23 protein-coding genes are annotated in these 22,863 nt (G+C 69.2%); 11 read left to right on the plus strand and 12 right to left on the minus strand.

The window, feature by feature from the left end; translation table 11 throughout:
• The first annotated feature begins 71 nt into the window (after positions 1-71).
• The 5 genes from afsQ1 to OG430_RS19695 all read left to right on the plus strand — a co-directional run bounded on the left by afsQ1 (position 72) and on the right by OG430_RS19695 (position 3,941).
• Positions 72-749 carry a two-component system response regulator AfsQ1 gene (gene afsQ1 / locus OG430_RS19675; protein WP_327353857.1) on the plus strand — a complete coding sequence of 226 codons (678 nt, stop codon included), beginning with the start codon at positions 72-74 and terminating at the stop codon, positions 747-749.
• Positions 647-2,311 carry an ATP-binding protein gene (locus tag OG430_RS19680; protein WP_442816522.1) on the plus strand — a complete coding sequence of 555 codons (1,665 nt, stop codon included), beginning with the start codon at positions 647-649 and terminating at the stop codon, positions 2,309-2,311. Before afsQ1 ends, OG430_RS19680 begins: the two co-directional genes overlap by 103 nt.
• The gene (locus OG430_RS19685) at positions 2,308-2,913 is read left to right on the plus strand and encodes a hypothetical protein (RefSeq protein ID WP_327353858.1); all 606 of its coding nucleotides are present in this window, start codon (positions 2,308-2,310) and stop codon (positions 2,911-2,913) included. Before OG430_RS19680 ends, OG430_RS19685 begins: the two co-directional genes overlap by 4 nt.
• A 199-nt stretch (positions 2,914-3,112) precedes the next feature.
• Positions 3,113-3,649, plus strand: coding sequence for a VanZ family protein (locus OG430_RS19690; protein WP_327353859.1), 537 nt, complete (start codon positions 3,113-3,115; stop codon positions 3,647-3,649).
• Between the two features lie 91 nt (positions 3,650-3,740).
• A complete protein-coding gene (locus tag OG430_RS19695) occupies positions 3,741-3,941 on the plus strand; it encodes a PspC domain-containing protein (RefSeq protein WP_327353860.1) in 201 nt (66 codons plus the stop codon).
• Positions 3,942-4,045: 104 nt separating this feature from the next.
• On the opposite strand, the gene OG430_RS19700 is transcribed toward OG430_RS19695, so the two are convergent.
• Together OG430_RS19700 and OG430_RS19705 are read right to left on the minus strand one after the other, a co-directional pair.
• The gene (locus tag OG430_RS19700; protein ID WP_327353861.1) at positions 4,046-4,447 is read right to left on the minus strand and encodes an ATP-binding protein; all 402 of its coding nucleotides are present in this window, start codon (positions 4,445-4,447) and stop codon (positions 4,046-4,048) included.
• Between the two features lie 172 nt (positions 4,448-4,619).
• Positions 4,620-5,786, minus strand: a complete 1,167-nt coding sequence (locus OG430_RS19705) for an adenosine deaminase (protein ID WP_327353862.1) — start codon at positions 5,784-5,786, stop codon at positions 4,620-4,622.
• Positions 5,787-5,912: 126 nt separating this feature from the next.
• Between OG430_RS19705 and OG430_RS19710 the strand changes: the two genes are divergently transcribed.
• Positions 5,913-6,671, plus strand: coding sequence for a prolyl oligopeptidase family serine peptidase (locus OG430_RS19710; protein ID WP_327353863.1), 759 nt, complete (start codon positions 5,913-5,915; stop codon positions 6,669-6,671).
• 159 nt (positions 6,672-6,830) lie between these two features.
• Here OG430_RS19710 and OG430_RS19715 read toward each other — a convergent pair whose 3' ends face one another.
• Positions 6,831-7,817, minus strand: coding sequence for a LysR family transcriptional regulator (locus OG430_RS19715; protein WP_327353864.1), 987 nt, complete (start codon positions 7,815-7,817; stop codon positions 6,831-6,833).
• A 62-nt stretch (positions 7,818-7,879) separates the two neighbouring features.
• Here OG430_RS19715 and OG430_RS19720 point away from each other — a divergent pair, with 62 nt between their 5' ends.
• From OG430_RS19720 to OG430_RS19730, 3 genes are all read left to right on the plus strand, one after another.
• A complete protein-coding gene (locus tag OG430_RS19720) occupies positions 7,880-9,214 on the plus strand; it encodes an MFS transporter (protein WP_327353865.1) in 1,335 nt (444 codons plus the stop codon).
• Between the two features lie 104 nt (positions 9,215-9,318).
• Positions 9,319-10,041: a L,D-transpeptidase family protein gene (locus OG430_RS19725; RefSeq protein WP_327353866.1), complete on the plus strand. Its 723-nt coding sequence runs from the start codon at positions 9,319-9,321 to the stop codon at positions 10,039-10,041.
• A gap of 145 nt (positions 10,042-10,186) precedes the next feature.
• Positions 10,187-11,215 (plus strand): sigma-70 family RNA polymerase sigma factor, encoded by a 1,029-nt coding sequence (locus OG430_RS19730; protein ID WP_442816523.1) that lies wholly within the window; start codon positions 10,187-10,189, stop codon positions 11,213-11,215.
• Here OG430_RS19730 and OG430_RS19735 read toward each other — a convergent pair.
• From OG430_RS19735 to OG430_RS19775, 9 genes are all read right to left on the minus strand, one after another.
• Complete coding sequence (locus OG430_RS19735) at positions 11,123-11,488, minus strand: STAS domain-containing protein (RefSeq protein WP_327353867.1); 366 nt, start codon at positions 11,486-11,488, stop codon at positions 11,123-11,125. The two genes, OG430_RS19730 and OG430_RS19735, sit on opposite strands and share 93 nt — an antisense overlap.
• Before the next feature lie 52 nt (positions 11,489-11,540).
• On the minus strand, positions 11,541-12,122 hold the full coding sequence (locus tag OG430_RS19740) for a Uma2 family endonuclease (protein WP_327353868.1): 582 nt from the start codon (positions 12,120-12,122) through the stop codon (positions 11,541-11,543).
• A gap of 98 nt (positions 12,123-12,220) precedes the next feature.
• A complete protein-coding gene (locus OG430_RS19745; RefSeq protein ID WP_327353869.1) occupies positions 12,221-13,498 on the minus strand; it encodes a thymidine phosphorylase in 1,278 nt (425 codons plus the stop codon).
• 223 nt (positions 13,499-13,721) lie between these two features.
• Positions 13,722-14,117, minus strand: a complete 396-nt coding sequence (locus OG430_RS19750) for a cytidine deaminase (RefSeq protein ID WP_327353870.1) — start codon at positions 14,115-14,117, stop codon at positions 13,722-13,724.
• On the minus strand, positions 14,114-15,376 hold the full coding sequence (locus OG430_RS19755; protein ID WP_327353871.1) for an ABC transporter permease: 1,263 nt from the start codon (positions 15,374-15,376) through the stop codon (positions 14,114-14,116). The genes OG430_RS19750 and OG430_RS19755 overlap by 4 nt, the downstream gene beginning before the upstream one ends.
• Positions 15,376-16,527: an ABC transporter permease gene (locus tag OG430_RS19760; protein ID WP_327353872.1), complete on the minus strand. Its 1,152-nt coding sequence runs from the start codon at positions 16,525-16,527 to the stop codon at positions 15,376-15,378. Before OG430_RS19760 ends, OG430_RS19755 begins: the two co-directional genes overlap by 1 nt.
• Positions 16,524-18,176 carry an ABC transporter ATP-binding protein gene (locus tag OG430_RS19765; protein WP_327359155.1) on the minus strand — a complete coding sequence of 551 codons (1,653 nt, stop codon included), beginning with the start codon at positions 18,174-18,176 and terminating at the stop codon, positions 16,524-16,526. Before OG430_RS19765 ends, OG430_RS19760 begins: the two co-directional genes overlap by 4 nt.
• Positions 18,177-18,442: 266 nt before the next feature.
• Positions 18,443-19,498, minus strand: coding sequence for a BMP family lipoprotein (locus OG430_RS19770; protein ID WP_327353873.1), 1,056 nt, complete (start codon positions 19,496-19,498; stop codon positions 18,443-18,445).
• Between the two features lie 226 nt (positions 19,499-19,724).
• The gene (locus OG430_RS19775; RefSeq protein WP_327353874.1) at positions 19,725-21,002 is read right to left on the minus strand and encodes an amidohydrolase; all 1,278 of its coding nucleotides are present in this window, start codon (positions 21,000-21,002) and stop codon (positions 19,725-19,727) included.
• A gap of 479 nt (positions 21,003-21,481) precedes the next feature.
• On the opposite strand from OG430_RS19775, the gene OG430_RS19780 reads away from it, so the two are divergent.
• Both OG430_RS19780 and OG430_RS19785 read left to right on the plus strand, forming a co-directional pair.
• Positions 21,482-21,844: a peptidoglycan-binding domain-containing protein gene (locus tag OG430_RS19780; RefSeq protein ID WP_327353875.1), complete on the plus strand. Its 363-nt coding sequence runs from the start codon at positions 21,482-21,484 to the stop codon at positions 21,842-21,844.
• A 505-nt stretch (positions 21,845-22,349) separates the two neighbouring features.
• On the plus strand, positions 22,350-22,832 hold the full coding sequence (locus OG430_RS19785) for a Uma2 family endonuclease (RefSeq protein WP_327353876.1): 483 nt from the start codon (positions 22,350-22,352) through the stop codon (positions 22,830-22,832).
• The last annotated feature ends 31 nt before the right edge of the window (positions 22,833-22,863 follow it).

Genomic DNA, 22,863 nt, shown 5'->3' on the forward strand with positions numbered 1-22,863 from the left:
TTGTAGGGGGAGATGTATGGGAGCGCTCCAACTGTCGAAACCCGCCCGTGCCATGGGACAGAATGACCACCGTGCCTTCCCTGTTGCTGATCGAAGACGACGACGCCATCCGCACGGCCCTTGAGCTGTCGCTGACGCGCCAGGGGCATCGTGTGTCCACAGCCGCCACTGGCGAGGACGGTCTGAAGCTGTTGCGCGAGCAGCGGCCCGATCTGATCGTCCTCGACGTCATGCTGCCCGGCATCGACGGGTTCGAGGTGTGCCGGCGAATCCGGCGCACGGACCAGTTGCCGATCATCCTGCTGACCGCCCGCAGCGACGACATCGACGTGGTCGTCGGCCTGGAGTCGGGCGCGGACGACTACGTGGTGAAGCCGGTGCAGGGGCGGGTGCTCGACGCCCGCATCCGGGCCGTGCTCCGCCGTGGTGAGCGGGAGGCGAACGACGCGGCGGTCTTCGGGTCGCTCGTCATCGACCGGTCCGCGATGACCGTGACCAAGGACGGGGAGGACCTGCAACTCACGCCGACCGAGCTGCGGTTGCTCCTCGAACTGTCACGGCGGCCCGGACAGGCCCTGTCCCGCCAGCAGTTGCTCCGTCTCGTCTGGGAGCACGACTATCTCGGGGACTCGCGTCTGGTGGACGCGTGTGTGCAGCGGCTGCGGGCGAAGGTGGAGGACGTACCGTCCTCGCCGACGCTGATCCGCACGGTGCGCGGGGTGGGCTACCGGCTGGACTCGCCTCAGTGACCTCTGCGAGATCGGGTACGTCGGCATCGAGTACGTCCACGCCCAGTACGTCCCGCAAGGTGTGGAGCAAGGCCGTCCTCGCCGGGCTGCGCTTCACCAGCCTGCGGCTGCGGCTCGTCGTCGTGTTCGGCCTGGTCGCCCTGACGGCCGCCGTCTCGGCCTCCGGCATCGCGTACTGGCTGAACCGCGAGGCCGTCCTGACGCGTACCCAGGACGCCGCGCTGAACGACTTCGGCCAGGCGATGGAGGACCACGCCGCCACCCTGCCGCCCGACCCGACCAAGGACGAGCTGGAGCGGGCCGCCCATGACATGGCCAACACCAGTCAGGGCTACAGCGTCCTGCTGATCGGCGAGAAGGCGGACGGCAAGCCCGTGTCCGGCAACTCCGACCTGGATGTCTTCACGCCCGCCGACGTACCGAAATCCCTGCAGGAAGCGGTGAACAAGCCGCAGCGCGGCGGCTCCGGCGAGAACGACGAGTACCACCTGTTCTGGCAGCGCAAGGTCGAGCAGGGCGAGCCCTATCTGGTGGGCGGCGCCAAGGTGTCGGCCAACGGGCCGACCGGGTACATGCTCAAGTCGCTGGAGCCGGAGGCAAAGGACCTCAACTCCCTTGCCTGGTCCCTCGGGATCGCGACCGCGCTCGCCCTGGTGGGTGCCGCGCTGCTCGCGCAGGCCGCGGCGACGACCGTGCTCAAGCCGGTGCACCGGCTCGGGGTCGCGGCGCGCAGGCTCGGCGAGGGCAAGCTGGACACCCGGCTGAGGGTCTCCGGCACGGACGAACTGGCCGAGCTGGCACGGACGTTCAACTCCACGGCCGCGTCCCTGGAGAAGAAGGTCGCGGACATGAGCGCCCGCGAGGAGTCCAGCCGTCGCTTCGTGGCCGACATGTCCCACGAGCTGCGTACGCCGCTGACCGCGATCACCGCCGTCACCGAGGTCCTTGAGGAAGAGGCCGACACCCTCGACCCGATGATCGCGCCCGCCGTGAATCTGGTGGTGAGCGAGACGCGCCGGCTCAACGACCTCGTCGAGAACCTGATGGAAGTCACCCGCTTCGACGCGGGCACCGCCAAGCTCGTCCTCGACTACGTCGACATCGCCGACCAGATCACCGCCTGCATCGACACCCGCGCCTGGCTGGACGCCGTCGACCTGGACGCCGAGCGCGGCATCATGGTCCGCGTCGATCCGCGCCGCCTGGACGTCATCCTGGCCAACCTGATCGGGAACGCGCTGAAGCACGGCGGCTCACCGGTGCGCGTCTCCGTGCGCAAGGAGGGCGAGGACCTGGTGATCTCGGTACGCGACCACGGTCCGGGCATCCCCGAGGAGGTCCTGCCGCACGTCTTCGACCGCTTCTACAAGGCCAGCGCCTCGCGGCCGCGGTCCGAGGGCAGCGGGCTCGGGCTCTCCATCGCGCTGGAGAACGCGCACATCCACGGCGGCGAGATCACGGCCGCCAACTCCCCCGAGGGCGGCGCGGTGTTCACACTGCGGCTGCCGCGCGCGTACGACGACACAGTGGAGTCTGAGCAGGCCGAGGGAGACACGCTGTGAGCGTACGCAAGGGGCTGAGGGCCGCGTTGGCCCTCGGGCTCGGCCTGGCGGCGCTCGGCGCCTGCGGGATCCGGGCGACCGAGGTGCCGACCGACTTCGGGGCGGCGCCCTCGCGCGTGCCCTGCATCACCTCCACGGCGAGCGTGGCGGCGCAGTCGGGGCGTGACGGCACTCCCACCCAGATCTTCCTGGTGTGCGGCTCCCAGCTGGTCCACGTGGACCGGACGGTGCAGCTGACGCCGGCCCAGGCCGGGAACCGCGTGAAGGTCGCCCAGTCACTCCTGGCCGAGCTGCGCGAGGAGCCGGCCGGTGCCGAGCAGAAGGCCGGGTTCACCTCCGACGTACAGGGCCGCACGGCGATCGACGGCCCCGGCAAGGACGACCCCCGCACGGCCCTGCGCCTGAGCGTGCCCCCGGAACAGCTGACCCCGTTCGCCCTGGCCCAGCTCGTCTGCACCCTCGGGAACAGCGTGGCGGGCACCGGCGAGGGAAAGGTGGTCCTCGGGGGGCCGGGCGAGGCGCCGCTGCGGCAGTACGCGTGCACGGAGGCGGTGCGACAGCGGCCCGGGTCTGCGCCGGCGCCCACGGAGCCGGTGGGCTGAGGAGGGGCGCGGGGCTGTATCGATATGCGGCTCCGCCGCGTGGGCGCGACCAGCCCCCACCGGCCCGCGGATGTCGTGCTCCGTACCCCCATGCGGAATCTGGGGCGGCAGCCCCAGGGGGACGCACGGAACCGATCCTGCCAGTCCTGTCGTCTTGGGGGACGTGCAGCGTCCAGCATCAAGCGGCAGCGCCTCCGCAATGAGCGGCAGTGCCACCGCGATCCGCATCCGCGCGGCGGGAATCGCCATCCTCGCCGTGCATCTTCTGCTCGTCGGCTGGTTCACGCTGCGGCCCATAGACGTGCCCTGGGTCAGCCCGGCCAATCTCCAGCCACTCGCCGCGATCAAGGCGGATCTGGCGCTCGGGGCCGGTGAGGCGTTCCGCCGGATCGGTTCGGGGCTGCTGCTGCTCGCACCGCTCGGGGTGCTGCTTCCGCTGGCCGGGGGCCGGCTGCTCGTGTCACCGCTGGCGTCGCTGGCGCGTACGGTCGCCGCGGGCGCGATGATCTCCCTCGCCATCGAGCTGCTGCAGACCGGGGTGCCCGGACAGGTCGTGGACGTGGACTCGCTGCTCCTGAACACCGTGGGGGTCGCGCTCGCGCATCTCGCCGTCGTACCCGCGGTGCGGGGCCGGCTACGCCGCCGTACGGAGGGCGGAGTCCTGTCCCCCCTCCCCCGGGACGAGGGATCTCAGGGGCCGACCCCGACGATTCCCAGGGTCGGTATCGCCCCGTAGTCCGATGCTTCGACCCCCTTCGCGAACGTACCTTTGAAACATCGAAGGCAGCACACAGGCAGCCTCACCACGGTTCACGAAGGAGCCCACCATGACCGCCCTTGCCCGCCCCCAGAACGGACGGATGATCGGCGGAGTTTGCGCAGCGCTCGCAAGGCGCTTCGGCACCTCCGCGACCACGATGCGCGTGATCTTCCTCGTGTCCTGCCTGCTGCCCGGCCCCCAGTTCCTGCTCTACCTGGCGCTGTGGGCGCTGCTCCCGGCCGAGAAGAACGCCACCGCCGCCTGGTAGGCCCCGGAGCCGGACCGAGACACACCCCCATACGTACGCAGAGGCCGACCGGCAACCGCCCGGTCGGCCTCTGCGCGTCCTGCCCGGAAGGGCAGCCGAGGGAGTCAGCTGAGGCCGACCGGCAGCCCGCCGCCCGCACCGCTGACCGGCAGCCCGCCCAGGTCCTGGCTGACCGGGAGCTCCTTGACCGGCAGGCCGCCGAGCAGGCCCTCGAGGGGGTTGCTGTCGGCGGGCAGCACCGCGGGGGCGGTCTGGTCGATGGTGGGCTTGGCGGTGCTGAGGCTGCTGGCGAGCGCGTTCTGCCCCGCGGACAGGGACTCCGCGCCACCCGCGGGCAGCGTCTTCGCGGCCTGCTCGACCGGCAGCGTGTCGGTCACCGAGCCGACCACCGCCGCGGCGTCCGGGACGGCGGGCACGGCGGGCACGGCCTGGGCAACGCCGGCACCTGCGACGGCGAATGCGGCGCCGAGCGCGGCGACACCGAGGGTCTTGGCAGACTGCTTCATGGTGAATACGTCCTTGCGACGGGGTACTTGGCGTACTTGTGCGTACTTGGGGATCGACACGGAACTCGACGTTCTTGAGCGGTCCCGCAAGCTAGCCATGCTCAAGGCACACCCGCAAACAGCCGAAAAGGGCCGGGACCTTGTGGTCCCGGCCCTTCTCCCTGCGCTGCGATCAGGCCTGTTCGGCCACAGATCCGCTGGTCGAGGCGGTCTGCCGGAACAGCCATTCGGACTTCAGCTCGGCATAGCCGGGCTTGATCACGTCATTGATCATGGCAAGTCGTTCATCGAAAGGAATGAACGCTGATTTCATCGCATTGACTGTGAACCACTGCATGTCGTCGAGCGTGTACCCGAAGGTCGAGACCAGGTGCTCGAACTCGCGGCTCATGCTGGTGCCGCTCATCAGGCGGTTGTCGGTGTTGACCGTGGCCCGGAAGTGCAGCTTGCGGAGCAGGCCGATGGGGTGGTCGGCGTACGAGGTGGCCGCGCCCGTCTGCAGGTTGGACGTCGGGCACATCTCGAGCGGGATGCGCTTGTCGCGTACGTACGAAGCGAGGCGCCCCAGCTGCACCGAGCCGTCGTCCGACACCTTGATGTCGTCGATGATGCGCACGCCGTGGCCGAGCCGGTCGGCGCCGCACCACTGCAGGGCCTGCCAGATGGACGGCAGGCCGAAGGCCTCGCCGGCGTGGATGGTGAAGTGGTTGTTCTCGCGCTTCAGGTATTCGAAGGCGTCGAGGTGGCGGGTGGGAGGGAAGCCTGCCTCGGCACCCGCGATGTCGAAGCCGACGACGCCCAAGTCGCGGTAGCGGTTGGCGAGTTCGGCGATCTCCAGGGCGCGGGCGGCGTGCCGCATCGCGGTCAGGAGAGCCCCCACGCGGATCCGGTGGCCGTTCGCCTTCGCGCGGCGCTCGCCCTCCCGGAACCCCTCGTTCACGGCCTCGACGACCTCTTCGAGGGTGAGGCCCGCTTCCAGGTGCTGCTCGGGCGCGTACCGGATCTCGGCGTACACGACGCCGTCCTCGGCAAGGTCCTCGGCGCACTCGGCGGCGACCCTCCGAAGCGCGTCCTTGGTCTGCATGACGGCGCAGGTGTGGGCGAAGGTCTCCAGGTAGCGGGGCAGCGACCCGGAGTCGGCGGCCTCGCGGAACCAGACGCCGAGCTTGTCCGCCTCGGTCTCGGGAAGGTTCTCGTAGCCCACCTCGCGGGCGAGCTCGATGATCGTGCCGGGGCGCAGGCCCCCGTCGAGGTGGTCGTGCAGGAGCACCTTGGGCGCCCGGCGGATCTGGTCCGGGCTCGCGGCAGGAGTGGTGTTGCTGTTGGTCTGGCTCGTCATCTGCGCACTCTAGCGCCTACGCGCGTAGATCGCGCCCCTTCGGTATCGAATTGAGGCCACTGTCGATACGTAACAGTGACCCCATGGCCGGGTTCCGTACACCTGGCCTTCTGAGAGTGTTCTGTCATGGCACAGCAAGCAATGCCGGTACGTGACGCCCGACTTGGGCGCCTTCTCGGCGCGGAACCCCAGGCGGTCAGTGGTGTGGTCCTGCTGTTGCCGAGCGGCGAGGAGGACTCGGCGCGCCGCCCCTCCCCGCTCGCCGTGGCCGGCGTCCGCGCGCTGGGGCGCAGGCTGGTGCGCGCCGGGCGCGAGGAGGGCCTGGTCGCGCACGTGGTGCACTACCGCTTCCGCGGGTGGGGCGGGGCCGATGCGCGGCTGGCCGCGGATGCTTCGTGGGCGGCGGACGAGGTCGTACGTCGCTACGGCGATGTCCCGGTCTGTCTCGCCGGGGTCGACATGGGGGCGCGGGCCGCGCTGCGCGCGGGTGGGCATACGGCGGTGAACTCCGTCCTTGCGATTGCGCCTTGGCTGCCCGAGGACGACCGGGCGGGGGCGGCTGAGCCGGTGCGGCAGTTGGGTGGGCGCCGGGTCTTGATCGTGCACGGCACGAACGACGAACGGACCGATCCCGAGTTGTCCTTCCGCTTCGCGGAGCGGGTGAAGAAGGCGAACCGGGAGACCTGTCGGTTCGAGGTTCATTCGGACGGCCACGGGTTGTATCAGCATCGGGCGGAGGTCGCCGCGCTGGCGGCGGACTTCGTTCTCGGCGCCCTTTACGGGCGGGGCTTCTCGCGACCGGTCGCGGACGCGTTCGCGGCTCCGCCGCCGCTTGGGCTGCGCATGCCGCTTGCCTCCGGGTTTGGGCGGTCGTTGCGTAGGTAGGGACTCTTCCCCCTCCCCGCCCCTTCCCGAAATCCTGCGGAGCTGTGTCCTCAAACGCCGGACGGGCTGATTCATCAGAGATGAATCAGCCCGTCCGGCGTTTGAGGACAATCTTTGAAGCCGGCGGCGGCCTTACGGGAAGGGGCGGGGTGGGGGGAATCAGGCGAGCAACCGACCACGACGGGTCAGCAGGAACTTCTTGAACGCGGCCACCGGTGGCGTATCCGGATGACCGTCCAGCCACGCCACCCCGATCTCGCGGACAGCGCGAGGAGCAGTCACCGTCAGCTCCACCACGCCCGGGCGAGCAAAGGCGGGCGGAGGGAGGAGCGCCACCCCCAACCCCGCCGCGACCAGACCACGCAAGGTCTCCGCCTCCTCCCCCTCGAAGGCCACCCGAGGCCGGAACCCGGCCTCCGCACACAGGTCGTCCGTGATCCGGCGAAGCCCGTACGCGGGCTCAAGCGTGACGAACGCTTCCTCCGCGGCCTCCGCCAGGCGGATGCGTCGCCGCGAGGCCAGCCGATGGTCCGAGGGCACGACGAGCCGCAGCCGCTGCTCGTCCAGGCGCCGGGCCACCAGGTCCGGAGCGTCCGGCACCGGCGAGGTCAGGCACAGGTCGAGCTCACCGGTGCGGAGCCGCTCCAGCATCCACTCGCCGTAGTTCTGGACGAGGGAGAAGCGCACCCGGGGGTGGTCGACCCGGAACTCGCGGATCAGTTCCGGCACCGTCTCCGAGCCCATCGTGTGCAGAAACCCGAACCCCACCTTCCCGGCCCCGGGATCCGCGTCCGCCCGCACCTCGTCCGCCGCCCGCTCCACCTCCCCGAGCGCCCGCTCGACGGAGGCGAGGAAGGTACGGCCGGCCGCCGTGAGCGACACCGTCCGGCCCCGGCGCGCGAACAGGTCGACGCCCAGGTCCTCTTCGAGCCGTACGAGGGAGCGGGAGAGGGTCGACTGCGGCATGCCCAGTTCGGCGGCGGCCCGCGTGACGTGCTCGGTGCGGGCCACGGCGGCGAAGTGGGCGAGGCGCGGCGCGAGCAGCGCGGTGATGTCGGCCCCCGCACCGGCCCCCGCCTGCCGATGCAGATCTTCAACGTAACTACTCTGCGACAGCCGAGCCTCTGACCTGCCCTCATGCACCATGGGATGGATTATGGCTCGTTCATGCATTGGACGCATGAGCCGTACGTCCCTACTTTCGAAGCATGCCTCCTGCCAGTAGCAGGGCGTCCGCCACCCACGCGGGCGCCCGCACAGCCGATCCCTCGCCCTCAGAACTCACCGAGCTCACCGAGTCGGCCGACTCCCGCCTCGCCCCGGGCGGCCCGGGCTTCCGCAAGATGAGCTTCGCGCTCTTCGCCGCGGGCCTCGCCACCTTCGCGCTGCTCTACTCCACGCAGGCGCTGCTCCCCGCGATCTCCGGGGCCTTCAACGTCGAGGCGGGTACGGCGAGTTGGACGGTCTCGGCCGCGACCGGCGCACTGGCTCTCTTCGTCCTCCCGCTCAGCGCCCTGTCCGAACGGTTCGGGCGGCGGACCCTGATGACCGTCTCGCTCTCGGTGGCGGTCGGCGTGGGACTGCTCGTGCCGTTCGCGCCCAACCTGGAGTGGCTGGTGGCGCTGCGCGCCGTACAGGGGGCCGCACTCGCCGGGCTGCCGGCCTCCGCGATGGCGTATCTCGCGGAGGAGGTACGGCCGAAGGCGCTGATCGCCGCGATCGGACTGTTCGTGGCGGGGAACTCCATCGGCGGCATGAGCGGCCGCGTACTCACCGGATGGGTCGCCCAGGCGTGGGGCTGGCGGGCGGCGCTCGCGGCGGTCGGGCTCATGGCCCTGGTCTGCGCACTCGTCTTCCGCGTACTGCTTCCCAAGCCTCAGCACTTCACGGCCGGTTCGCTGCGGCCGCGGGACCTGGCGCGGACCGTACGCGCACACCTCGCCAATCCGCTGCTCTGCCGGCTGTACGCGATAGGCGCGCTGTTCATGACCGTCTTCGGCGCGGTCTACACGGTGATCGGCTACCGGCTCGTCGAGGCCCCCTTCTCCCTTCCGCAGGGCATCGTGGGCTCGATCTTCCTGGTCTATCTCGTCGGTACGGTCTCGTCGGCGGCGGCCGGCAAGCTGGTGGCGCGGCTCGGGCGGCGCGGGGCGCTGTATCTGGCCGTGGGCACGACCGCGGGCGGGCTGCTGCTCTCGCTCTCCGATTCCCTGTACGCCGTGCTGCTCGGGCTCGTGCTGATCACGGCCGGGTTCTTCGCGGGGCACGCGGTGGCCTCGTCCTCGGTGAGCCGGACGGCCAAGGAGGGGCGGGCGCAGGCGTCCGCGCTCTACCAGTCGGCGTACTACCTGGGCTCCAGCGCGGGCGGCACGCTAGGCGCGATCGCCTTCCACGCGGTGGGCTGGGCGGGGACGGTGCTCCTCGGTCTGGTCGCGGTCCTCGGTGTGGTGTCCGTGACGCTCTACGGGTCGCATGTGGCACGAGTGGAACGGGTGGCGCAGATTCGGCGGCGGGTTCCCGCAACGTCCCTCATTCGTACATAACTTGCTTGATTTGCCTCTCTTTTCCGTACAACTCGGCATCCCTCTCGGGCATCCAACCAGCAGGGATTCGGCCATGCGGCCACGGGGCGGAAAGAAGGCACGCCATGAGGGGCATATCAGCGATATCAGGCAAGGCACCGACCGGCAGACGAGTCGGCATCACGCTGGGGCTCGCGGGGCTGCTGACCCCGCTGACCCTGGTGGTCGGCAGCGGGACGGCGCAGGCCGCGAGCTGCACGACCAGCACGGGCCCGTACCAGAAGCAGGTCGAGAAGTTCCTCGGCCGGCCGGTGGACGGCAAGCAGTCGGCGACGGACTGCAAGGCGATCCGCGCGTTCCAGACCAAGCACCTCATCAAGCCGAACATCGGCTACGCGGGACCCGTCACCTGGGGCGTGATGGACCTGATGAACAAGCAGAAGGCCGTCGGCGACAACCCCAACAAGGCCGGCAAGTGCCCGGTGAACAAGGGCCGGATCGCCTGCGTGAACCTGACGCTGCAGATCAGCTGGGTACAGGACGGCTCCCGGCTCGTGTACGGGCCGGTGCCGGTGCGTACCGGACGCAATGGCGCGGAGACCCGGACCGGTGCGAAGAAGATCTACCTCCGGAAGATCAACCACTGGTCGACGATCTACAAGGTGTGGATGCCGTACTCACAGTTCTTCGACGGCGGGATCGCCTTCCACCAGGTCGACAAGAGCGTGTGGTCGCCGCCGGGGTCGGGCGGGTGCGTGAACATGCGCAAGGACGACGCGAAGAAGTACTGGTCGCTGCTGAAGAAGGGTGACGACGTATACGTGTACGGGCGCAAGCCCGGCACGTGATCGGAAACAGTCAGAAGCCCGTCCGAGGGTCCAAGTCAAGTGTTCTGCATGGGTTTTCGCTGCTCAGAGGCGATTGTCAGTGGGGTCCTGTAGCTTCCCGGGTGTTGGCATCGAAGGCATCCGAGGGCTACAGGGGCGGGACCCGATGAACGATTCGCGAGAAGCAGCGGCGACCACGGCGAACACGAAGTCCGCGCCGGACCTCGACCTGGACCTGGACGCCGGGATGAAGAAGTACCGGACCGAGCTGACCGGGTACTGCTACCGGATGCTCGGTTCGGGCTTCGACGCGGAGGACGCGGTACAGGACACGTTCGTCCGCGCGTGGAAGGCGTACGAACGCTTCGAGGGCCGCTCCTCGCTGCGGTCCTGGCTGTACCGCATCGCGACGAACGTCTGCCTGGACCTGCTGAACGCGGGGAACAAGCGGGCCCGGCCGATGGACCTGACCGACCAGGGCCACCAGGCGACCGCCGTGCTGAACGAGCGGTCGGAGGTCACCTGGCTGGAGCCCGTCCCGGACGGCCGGATCCTGCCGTCGAGCGCGGACCCGGCCGAGACCACGATGGCGCGCGAGTCGGTGCGGCTCGCCTTCATGTCCGCCATGCAGCACCTGCCCGCCAAGCAGCGGGCCGTGCTCATCCTGCGCGAGGTCCTGGCCTGGAAGGCCGCCGAGGTGGCCGAGCTCCTCGACACCTCGATCGCCTCGGTGAACAGCGCACTGCAGCGGGCCCGCGCGACCATCGAGGCGCACGGCATCCGCGAGACGGACGCGGCGGACCCCCTGGACGAGGACCAGCAGCAGCTCCTCAACCGCTATGTGGCGGCGTTCGAGGGGTACGACATGGATCTGCTGACCTCACTGCTGGCCGAGGACGCCGTCCTGTCCATGCCGCCGTTCGACCTGTGGCTGACCGGGCACGACGACATCATCGCCTGGCACATCAACCAGGGCATCGGCTGCAAGGGCTCGCGACTGCTGCCGACGGTGGCGAACGGCATGCCGGCCTTCGCGCAGTACAAGCCGGACCCCGAGGACGCATCCCGGCTCACGCCGTGGGCGCTGCAGGTCATCGAGCTCTCAGGGGGGAAGATCGTCGGCCTCAATGCCTTCCTGGACACCGAGCGCTGGTTCCCGCTCTTCGGGTTCCCCGACCACCTCGACGTCGACTAGGTCCAACAGGCCGACCAGGCCGAGGAGTTGGAGCAGCCGGGGTGCGGGATCCCGGATCCGCATCCTGGCGCCGGCTCTGCGCGAGGTCAGCTTGAGCCGGGCCAGCGCGTCGACGACGGCGAGGTCCGGCTGCGTCACCCGCCCGACGTCGCAGATGACGTCGGTGGCTCCGGTGCTGGTCAGGCATGCGCTGAGCTGGGCGCAGAGGGCTGGGGTGTCGGCCTTGGCGGGGCGGGCGGCGAGGGTGAGGGTGATCGGGGTGGGTGGGGTCATGAAGGGTTGACCTGGGGGGCGCCTGGAACTCATCGGTTCCGGGCGCCAGCCGTCAGTCGACGGGAAAGCCCGTGGTGTTGAGGGTGAGGTTGAAGGGTTCGGGAAGGTTGATCTCTTCACCGAACTTCACGGCTTGCAGGACGTGGTACACATCGCCCTTCGGTTCGCCGTAGAGCGTGACAGTGGGGCCTTTGGGAGCCCAACGGTCAATGAGGAGGTAGAGCGGAATGCCTGCCGCCGCGTAGCCAGCGGGCTTGCTGATTCGATCGTGGCGCGCGTTGGATTGCGAGGTGATCTCGACAACGAGCTCAGCCACAGCAGCCGGGATATAGGTCCCCTCCTGCAAGTAGCCCTCAGGTGCCACCACCAGGTCGGGAATATAAAGACCGAGGCGGTAAGGGATGGCGACAGCAAGCGTCTGAAAGATGCCCCAATCTTCAGGAATCACCGATGTCAGCTGACGCTGCGTTTTCCAAGCAATGATGTTGTGTGCTGCGGCAGGAGCTGGTGACACGGTGATGATCCCCTCGATGATCTCCACCTTGCAGCCCTCGGGCCAGTCCGACTCCTCCCAGAACCGGACAAGGTCGCCCCAACCCTGGTTGGGGTCGTGGTCGACGGTGAGTGCGCTCATGGCGGTCTCCTCTATCGGTGCGTCACCGAGTCCAGCATGCCGAACGGGACCGGTGGAGGTCCACCGGTCCCGTTCACCCGATCGAGAAAGCCCCCTGATCAGGCGATACGTTCCAGCACGACGGGGGTCGACGTGTGAGCCGTGCCCGGCGCCGCCACGTCGTACGCCGAACCCAGCGACTCCAGCGCGTACTCGAACCGCTCCGGCGTATCCGTGTGCAGGGTCATGAGGGGCTGGCCCTCGGTCACCGTCTCGCCCGGCTTGGCGTGGAGTTCGACGCCCGCGCCCGCCTGCACCGGGTCGTCCTTGCGGGCCCGGCCCGCGCCCAGGCGCCAGGCGGCGACGCCGATGTCGTACGCGTCCAGGCGGGTCAGTACGCCGGACCCCGGGGCCTTGACCACGTGCTGCTCGCGGGCCACCGGGAGCTCGGCGTCCGGATCGCCGCCCTGGGCCGCGATCATGCGACGCCAGACGTCCATCGCCGAACCGTCCGCGAGGGCCTTCGCCGGGTCGGCGTCCTTGATACCGGCCGCGTCCAGCATCTCGCGGGCCAGGGCGAGGGTCAGGTCGATGACGTCCTGGGGGCCGCCGCCCGCCAACACCTCGACGGATTCCCGGACTTCGAGGGCGTTGCCCGCGGTCAGGCCGAGCGGGGTGGCCATGTCGGTGAGCAGGGCGACCGTCTTGACGCCGTGGTCCGTGCCGAGGCCGACCATCGTGGAGGCGAGCTCGCGCGCGTCCTCGATCGTCTTCATGAAGGCGCCGGAGCCGACCTTCACGTCGAGGACGAGGGAGCCGGTGCCCTCGGCGATCTTCTTCGACATGATCGAGGAGGCGATCAGCGGGATCGCCTCGACGGTGCCGGTGACGTCGCGCAGGGCGTACAGCTTCTTGTCGGCGGGGGCGAGGCCGTCGCCGGCCGCGCAGATCACCGCGCCGGTGCTGTCGAGGACGCTGAGCATCTCCTCGTTGGAGAGCAGGGCGCGCCAGCCGGGGATCGACTCGAGCTTGTCGAGGGTGCCGCCGGTGTGGCCGAGGCCCCTTCCGCTGAGCTGGGGTACCGCCGCGCCGCACGCCGCGACCAGCGGGGCGAGGGGGAGGGTGATCTTGTCGCCGACGCCGCCGGTGGAGTGCTTGTCGGCGGTGGGGCGGGAGAGGGTGCTGAAGTCCATCCGGACGCCGGAGTTGATCATGGCGGCGGTCCAACGGGCGATTTCATCGCGGGTCATGCCGTTGAGCAGGATCGCCATGTTGAGGGCGGCCATCTGGTAATCGGCGACCTCGCCGCGGGTGTAAGCGTCGATCACCCAGTCGATCTGCTCGGGGCTGAGCTCGCCCCGGTCGCGCTTGGTGCGGATGACTGTGATGGCGTCCATGAGGGGTGGATCCTTCCGTTCGTTTTGATTCCCCACCCCGCCCCTTCCCGAAATTCTGCGAAGCCTTCCGCCCTTCGGGCGGTGTCCTCAAACGCCGGACGGGCTGGTACAACCAGCCCGTCCGGCGTTTGAGGACGAGGCCGAAGGCCGTTATCCAGGCAGGGGTCCGGGGGCGGCAGCCCCCGAGTCGCCGTCAGGCTTTCGGGAAGGGGCGGGGCGGGGATTACTTCAAATGGTCCGGGCCGAAAGCCTGAGGCAGCATCTCGGAGAGCGGGAGAACCCCGTCGGGGGTCTCCAACAACAGCTCGGCCCCGCCGAATTCGTACAGGAGCTGGCGGCAGCGGCCGCAAGGGACGAGGACGGCACCCGAGCCGTCCACGCACGTGAAGTGGGTCAGCCGGCCACCCCCGCCCGCCTGCAACGCGGAAACGAGCCCGCACTCGGCGCACAGCGACAGCCCGTACGACGCGTTCTCGACGTTGCAGCCGACGACCACCCGCCCGTCGTCCACCAGCGCGGCCACGCCGACCGGGAAGCCCGAATAGGGGGCGTACGCCCGGGACATGGCGTCCCGGGCCGAAGCCCGCAGGGCTTCCCAGTCGACCGCGGCCTGCGTCACTTGCCCTGGCCCTTCCGGTAGGGAACGCCGTTCGCCTTGGGCATCCGCAGGTTCTGCGCGGCGAGCGCGAGGACCAGCAGCGTGGCGATGTACGGCGCGGCCCCGATGAACTGTTTCGGCACCTCGTCCACGGTCAGGTAGGTCACCCCGGCGGCGATACCGGCGACCAGGGCGAGCCCCGACTGGACGTACTTCTTCTTCGTGAACTGCCATACCGCGACGCCGAGCAGCAGGATCGCGAGGAGCAGGAACATCGCCATGACGTTCTCCGCGCCGCGCTCCTTGAGCGAGCCGGTGAAGCCGAAGAGCAGCGCGCCCATCGCGATGCCCGCCGGACGCCAGTTGCCGAAGATCATCGCGGCGAGACCGATGTAGCCGAGGCCGACGGTCTGGCCCTCGCGGTAGAACGGGGCGGCCACCTCGGAGAGGAAGACACCGCCGAGGCCCGCGAGCGCGCCGGAGATGATGACGGCGACGTACTTGTAGAGGTACACGTTCACACCGAGCGACTCGGCCGCGATCGGGGCCTCGCCGCAGGAGCGCAGCCGCAGACCGAAGGCCGTACGCCACAGGATGAAGAAGCTGGCGACGAGCAGCACGATGGCCGCGACGGAGAGCCACGAGAGATCCGTGGTGAGACCGCCGAGGAAACCGGCCAGGTCGGAGACGAGGAACCAGTGTTTCTCGTTGAGTTTGACCAGTGCGTCGGACAGCCCTGGCACGGTCAGTGAGCCGAGCTCGTCGACCTGCGGGGACTGGGTCGAGCTGCCGCCCTCGAGCTTGCCGAAGGTCAGCTTGGACAGGAAGCGGGTCGCGCCGAGCGCCAGGATGTTGATGGCGACACCGGAGACGATGTGGTTCACGCCGAAGGTGACGGTGGCGATCGCGTGCAGCAGACCGCCGAGCATGCCGCCGATGATGCCGACGATCACGCCGGTCCACGGGCCCCACTGATAGCCGGCCCAGGCGCCGAACCAGGTGCCGAGGATCATCATGCCCTCGAGGCCCAGGTTGACCACGCCCGCGCGCTCCGACCACAGGCCGCCGAGACCGGCGAGCAGGATCGGTACGGCGACGGAGATCGCGGCGCCGACCTGGCCGACGGAGGTGATGTCGTTGGTGCCGGTGAGGGAGCGGACGAGCGAGAACAGCACCAGGCCGCCGAGGCCGAAGTAGAGCAGACGGCGCCAGTCGAAGCCTGAAGTGCGGGCGGGCGGCGCGGCCTTGGGAGCCGCCGGGGCGGTGGTCGTGGCAGCCATTACGCGGTCACCTTCTCAGCGGAGTTCTTCTTCGCAGCGGCCGCGAGCTCTGCGCCGACCTTCTGCTGCTGGCGCTTGAGGCCCCAGCGCTGCACGGACTCGTACGCGATGACCACGGCGAGGACGATGATGCCCTGCATGATCACGGAGATCTCGGACTCGTAGCCGTTGTCGTCGAGGGTGGTGGACGCCTTGTCGAGGAAGGCCCACAGGAACGCGCCGAAGGCCATGCCAAGGGGGTGGTTGCGGCCGAGCAGCGCGATGGCGATGCCGGTGAAGCCGTAACCGGCCGGGAAGTCCGACATGAAGGTGTGGGACTCGCCGAGCAGCGAGGGCATGCCGATCAGTCCGGCGAGCGCACCCGAGGCGAGCATCGCGATGAGGACCATCTTGCGGCCGCTGACACCGGAGGCGAGCGCGGCCGACTCGGAGGCGCCGGCCGCGCGCAGGTCGAAGCCGAAGCGGGTGCGGTTGAGCATCACCCAGTAGCCGACGCCGAGCAGGACGGCGATGACCAGGAAGCCGAAGACCTCGAAGTCGCCGTACGGAATGCCGGGGAACCAGGCGGACTCGGGCAGGTCGCCGGTGTTGAGGCCGTTGGCGCCCTTGGGCTGGTGGCCGAAGACGTCCTTCTGGATGAGGTAGCCGATGATCGCGGCGGCGACCGAGTTCAGCATGATCGTGGCGATCACCTCGCTGACGCCGCGGGTGACCTTGAGCAGCGCCGCGACGCCCGCCCACAGCGCGCCGACCACGACGGCGGTGACGATGACCGCGATCATCTTCACGACGCCGGGGGCCGGCAGGTTGAAGCCGACGATCGCGCCGACACAGGCACCGAGGCGGTACTGGCCCTCGACACCGATGTTGAACAGGTTCATGCGGAAGCCGACGGCCACCGCGAGTGCCGCGAGGTAGTAAGTGACCGCCTGGTTGATCACCAGCACCTGTACGTCGGGCCACTCCGATACGTAACTCACCATCAGGGAGTACGGCTCGAAGGGGTTCTTGCCCGTGGCGAGCAGGATGACCGAGGTCAGCGCGACCGCGACGACCAGGGCGAGGACCGGCGCGGCGAGCGCCAGGATCACCCGCTCCTTGGTGATTTCCCGCTTCATCGCCTTGGCTTCGACGGTGGCTTCTTGCTTCATCGGTCCTCTCCCCCGGTCTGCGCGGAGTTCTCGGAGTTCTCGGGGCCTTCGGGGGCGTCCTCGGCGTGCTCCAAGTGCCCGCTGGCGGAGCCGGTCATGGCCGAGCCGAGCTCCTGCGGGGTGATGGTGGCGGGGTCGGCGTCGGCGACCATGCGGCCGTCGTAGATGACCCGGAGGGTGTCGGACAGGCCGATCAGCTCGTCCAGGTCGGCGGAGATCAGCAGCACGGCGAGTCCGGCCCGGCGGGCCTCGCGGATCGCGTCCCAGATCTGCGCCTGCGCGCCGACGTCCACACCGCGCGTGGGGTGGGCGGCGATCAGGAAGCGCGGCGCGTGGCTCATCTCGCGGCCGACGATCAGCTTCTGCTGGTTGCCGCCGGAGAGCGAGGCCGCGGTGACCTCGATGCCGGGTGTGCGGACGTCGTACTCCTTGACGATCCGCTCGGTGTCGGCCTTCGCGCCCTTCGGGTCCAGCCACATGCCCTTGGAGTTGGGCTTCTCGGTGACGTGGCCGAGGATGCGGTTCTCCCAGAGCGGGGATTCGAGCAGGAGCCCGTGCCGGTGGCGGTCCTCGGGGATGTAGCCGATGCCCTGCTCGCGGCGCTTGCGGGTGGGCCAGGAGGTGATGTCCGCGCCCTGTGCGTCGCTCTTGGGCGAGGTCCCACCGGCGCTCTCCGCGCCGGCCATCCAAATGCTGCCGGAGTCGGCGGGCTTGAGGCCGATCAGGGCCTCGATCAGCTCGGACTGGCCGTTGCCCTCGACGCCCGCGATGCCCAGTACCTCGCCCGCGTGGATGGCGAAGGTCAGGTCGTCGAGGATCGGCTTGCGGCCCTCGGCGCCCAGGGTCAGGTTCTTGACGTCGATGACGACGCGGTCGGTGACCGTCGACTCGCTGGTCTCCGGCACCGGGAGCTGGCTGCCGACCATCAGCTCGGCGAGCTGGCGGGAGGTCGTCTCGGACGGGATCGCCGTGCCGACCGTGGTGCCGCGCCGGATGACGGTGATGTCGTCGGCGACGGACAGGACTTCGCCCAGCTTGTGCGAGATGAAGATGACCGACAGGCCCTCGGCCTTGAGCTCGCGCAGGTTGGCGAAGAGCGCGTCGACCTCTTGCGGGACGAGGACCGCGGTGGGCTCGTCGAGGATGAGGGTGCGGGCGCCCCGGTAGAGGACCTTGAGGATCTCCACGCGCTGGCGGTCGGCGACGCCGAGGTTCTCGACGAGTACGTCGGGGCGCACCCCGAGTCCGTACGCCTCGGAGATCTCCAGGATCTTGTTCCGGGCCTTGCTGCCGATGCCGTAGAGCTTCTCGCCGCCGAGGACGACGTTCTCCAGGACGGTGAGGTTGTCGGCGAGCATGAAGTGCTGGTGCACCATGCCGATGCCGCGGGCGATGGCATCACCGGGGCTGGCGAAGGTGACCTGCTCGCCGTCGATGGTGATGGTGCCCTCGTCCGGCTTCTGCATGCCGTAGAGGATCTTCATCAGCGTCGACTTGCCGGCACCGTTCTCACCGACCAGGGCGTGGACGGTGCCCTTGCGGACGGTGATGTCGATGTCGTGATTGGCCACGACGCCGGGGAATCGCTTGGTGATGCCGCGGAGCTCTACGGCCGCGGTCGCGCTGGCGCTGGCGGTGGAGGCTTTGATGGCGCACTCCCTCGGGGCGGGAAGGTAAGGAGGTGACAGGCGGTGAGGTGTCCGGAATGCAGTGCCCGAAAGGCGGTGCCCGGAAGCGACAGGAGGGTGGTGAAGGGAAGTTATCCTGTCATGAACATGCTACGCGCGTAGAGTTTGCAAGAAAAGGGCCACGATCAACACAAGGCCCGGAGGAGCGCGGTGCAACTCCCCCGAGCCTTGCGACGTGAAGCGTGAACTACCGCATCGGAGCGACTACTTGGCGGTTGCCGCAGTCACTACTTGGCGGGTTCCGTGGCGACCGTGATCTCGCCGGAGGCGATCTTCGCCTTGGCCTCGTCGACCGCCTTGATGACGTCGGTCATCTTGGCGAACTCCGGGTTCGACTTGGAGTAGCCGACGCCGTTCGCCTTCAGGTCGGAGGAGATGACGCCGGACTGCGGCTTGCCGTCCTCGACCGACTTGATGAAGTCGAACACCGAGCCCTCGACGTTCTTCAGCATCGAGGTGAGGATGACTTCCTTGAAGTCCTTGAGCGCCGGGATCTTGTACTGGTCCGAGTCGACGCCCAGGCCCCAGGAGTTGCCCTTGCCCTTGATGGCCTCGAAGGCGCCGCCGCCGGAGCCGCCGGCCGCCGGGTAGATGACGTCGGCCTTCTTGGAGAGCATGCCGCTCGCGACGCGCTTGCCGCCGGCCGGGTCCGCGAAGCCCTTGAAGTCGGGCATCTGGGTGATGTACTCGGTCAGCACGTTGACCTTGCCGCCCGAGGTGTCCTTGACGCCCTGCTTGAAGCCGGCCTCGAACTTCTTGATCAGCGGGGTGTCCACACCGCCGATGAAGCCCACCGTGTCGGTCTTGGTCGTCTTGGCGGCGACCACGCCCATCAGGTAGGAGCCCTGCTCCTCGGTGAAGACGAGGTTGGCGACGTTCTTCTGCTTCTTCTGCGCGTCGTCGACGACCGCGAAGCTGGTCTTCGGGTACTTCTTCGCGACCGTGTCGATGGCGGAGGCGTACGCGAAGCCGACACCGATGACCGGGTTGTAGCCCTGGCGGGCCATCTCGGTCAGGCGCTGCACCTTGTCGGCCTCGGACTCGCCGTCCTTGGGCTCCTTCTCGGAGCCGCTGATGCCGAACTCCTTCTTCGCCTTGTCGAAGCCGGCGGCGGCCGCGTCGTTGAACGACTGGTCGCCACGGCCGCCGACGTCGTACGCGAGACCGACGCCCTTCTCCTTCGACGAGCCGCTGCCGCCCTTGTCGCTGCCACAGGCAGAGACGGAGAGGGCGAGAGCGGCGGTCGCCACGCCACTGATAGCGATCTTGGTCACCCGGCGCACGTGGGTACCCCTTCACTTAAGGAAGCGCCCCGACCGGGGCTGACTTACCGGGAGCTTAACGCGCGTAGATGTCGCGTAAAGAGGGGTTCAACACCTGTTATTCAATCGAAGCGTTTCGGACAGGTGTCGAACAGCGTCGTACCGGTAAACCTGCAGCTCAGAGTTTGTTCCTGGCTGAAACAAGACGCCTGGTGGCCATGTGAATCCCGGCACACCGGCGCCGGATTCATCCCCTTTGCTCCGCGTCGAGCAGTGCGGCCGCGGTGAAGAGCTCCACGCCCGCCGTGATGGCCGATTCATCCGCGTCGAAGTCCCCTTGGTGAAGATCTCGAACGGTACGTTCCCCCGGCGTGCGCACCCCGAGGCGGGCCATGGCGCCGGGCACGTGCTCCAGGTACCAGGAGAAGTCCTCCCCGCCCAGGCTCTGTTCGGTGTCCTCGACGGCGTACGTACCGCGGCGGATGACCATCGCGTCGTGCAGCAGCTCGGTGACGACGGGATCGTTCACGACGGGCGGCACCCCGCGCACGTACTCGACGACCGACTTGGCCCGGTACATGTCGGCGACCTCCTGGATGGCGGCGCACACCACGTCGGGCGCCTCCCGCCAGGCCTCCAGGTCGAGGCAGCGCACCGTGCCGGAGAGCTCGGCGTGTTGCGGGATGACGTTGCACGCGTGGCCGGCCTCGATGCGTCCCCACGTCACGGCCAGACCGGAGCGGGCGTCGACCCGGCGGGCCACCAGCGCGGGGACCTCGCTGACGACCTTGGCGGCGGCGGTGACGAGGTCGGTGGTCAGGTGCGGCCGCGCGGTGTGCCCGCCGGGGCCGTCCAGGGAGACCTCAAGGCGGTCGCAGGCCGAGGTGATGGGCCCGTGCCTGAGCCCGATCCGGCCCGCGTCGACCTTCGGGTCGCAGTGCACGCCGATGATCCGGCCGACCCCGTCCAGCACCCTGGACTCGATGGCATCGGTGGCCCCGCCGGGCAGCACCTCCTCGGCCGGCTGGAAGATCAGCCTGACCGGACGCGGCAGCTGCCCCTTGCGCGCGAGCTCCGCGAGGACGAGGCCCGCCCCGAGGACGACCGTGGTGTGGACGTCGTGCCCGCAGGCGTGGGCGCGGTCCGGGACGGTCGAGCGGTACGGCGTGTCGACCTTGGTGTCCGGGATGGGCAGGGCGTCGATGTCCGCGCGCAGGGCGAGCATGGGGCGTACGCCGTCCCAACCCGGGCCTGCGGTGCCGTTGGCGCCTTCGGTGCCGATGTCGCACACGAGTCCCGTGCCGGTGTCGAGGACGCGGGGGGCGAGCCCGGCCCGCTCGAGCCGGGCCTTGAGCGCCGCGGTGGTCCGGAACTCCTGGTTCCCCAGCTCGGGGTGCATGTGCAAGTCACGCCGGAACGCGATGAGTTCGGCGCGCATCCCCTCGGGGAGCGCGCCGGGCAGGGCTGCGTCGGGCGCGGACTCGGTCTCTGAGGCCTCGGACTCGCGGGACTTGAGTTGGTTCACCCTGTGCAGGGTAGGGCGATGCAGGGGTCAACTAACCCTCGATCAACAAAAGTTCAGCCAGATTGGGGTAAGAAAGTGGGCCGTAGTGCGCATGGGCTACTGGTACGCCGGGTATGACCTTCTATTTATTCTCCAGCGCGACTCAAGGCAAGCCCGACCGGTGAGCACTCGGGCCTCGCTGGACGGTGGACGAGCTTCCCCTCAAAACCCTCCCCGCTTTCCTGCCACTGCAGTGCGCGGAATATGCCGTAGGAATCCCGCACTTCGGCTGAAAAGTCACCGTACGTACGGTGCCCGCGCGCCGGAAATCCCTGCGGCGTCGACTACGTACCCGCGAGGCACGGTTCACTTCGAGCCTGGCCGGATCGCGACGCAACCCCCGTACCGGGCCCTCGTACCGGCGATCACCCCACTGCTAGGCATTGCGCCGCCGGCACTCGACCGGCGCTGACCGCATACCCAGCTGGGGGGACACGCTCATGCTCAACCGTCGCAAGATCTTCACCGCCGTCGCCGCCGCCACCATGGTGGCCGGACTCTCGGCCGGCACCGCCGCGGCCGCCACCCCGACGGCCGGCCCGCAGGGGCCCGCGTACACGGCCGCCCGCAGCTGCGCCTACTACACCGGCACCACCCTCACCGACCGCGGCGACAAGGGCCTGAGGGTCAAGGAGGTCCAGTGCCTGCTGCTCTCCTGGGGCTTCAACGTCGGCCCCGACGGAGTCGACGGCGACTTCGGCCCCAACACGGAGGGGGCCGTGCGGCAGTTCCAGGGCTGGTACGGGGGCCTGTCGGTGGACGGGCAGGTGGGGGTGAACACGTGGCGGGCGCTGCGTAGTTGACCCTTCGCACGGAGAGCCCCGGCGTGCGTGCGCGCCGGGGTTCGGCGCGGGGCGAGCGGGCAGCCGGCGGCGAGCGCGGGGCGCTGGACGGTGTACGTGGGGGAAAAGGGGCTCCAGGTGGGCCGATATGTCCTAAATGACGGCCCCTTTCCCCCCACTTGAGGTCGGGCGACCGCTTCGGGGGCCTTCGCTGAAGTCGCTCACTTCGAGGCAGTCGCCGCTGTCGCCGGCGTCTCGACCAGGCGGTCGCGCCCCCTACGCCGAGGGCCCCCTCGCCCCTCCGTGGCGCCGCGGTCGCCCGTGCGGCCCTGCGTGGCTCCTGACCTCGAACGGGTGATCCCAGGCTGAAACGCCGTGGCGGCGGATACGCTCGTGAACAGTGGATCCCCGTAAGGAGGGTGCCGTGGCCGTCATGATGCACGAGACGTCTATCGCTGATGCTGCCGAACGCCTTTGGGACGAGCTTCCCGGGCACCGAGTGGAGATCCTCAATGGGAGCATTGTCGTGACGCCACCACCGGATGGTCCGCACCAGGAGACGTGTTCCGAGATCGACTTCGCGTTCCGTCAGGCCGGCGGTCGGGAGGCTGGCCTGAAGGCGCTCGCGGGCATCGGGCTGTGGCTGCCCACCGGGCCGGACGACTACGCCATCCCGGATCTGTCCATCGTTGACGGCGACTACAAGGACGCGCTGGTCGCGAAGAACTGCTATGCCCCGAACGTCTTCCGGCTGGTCCTGGAGATCACGTCCACCAACTGGTCGAACGACCTGATCATCAAGGTCGGTGTGTACGCGGCCGCAGGTATTCCGGCCTACCTCGTCGTAGACCGCAAGCACGATGTGGTGGTGCTGCACACCGACCCCGAGGCAGACGCGTACGCCACCTGCGTCACGTACAAGCGCGGCAGCTCCGTGCCCCTGCCGGAGTCGGTGGGTGTCGCACTCGAGCTCTCCGTGGACCGCCTCCTGGACGGCGACGAGGACTGACGGTCGGCGGGCATCACGTCGGCTGGAAGAC

Origin of the sequence: Streptomyces sp. NBC_01304, assembly GCF_035975855.1 — a bacterium.
Classification (GTDB): domain Bacteria; phylum Actinomycetota; class Actinomycetes; order Streptomycetales; family Streptomycetaceae; genus Streptomyces.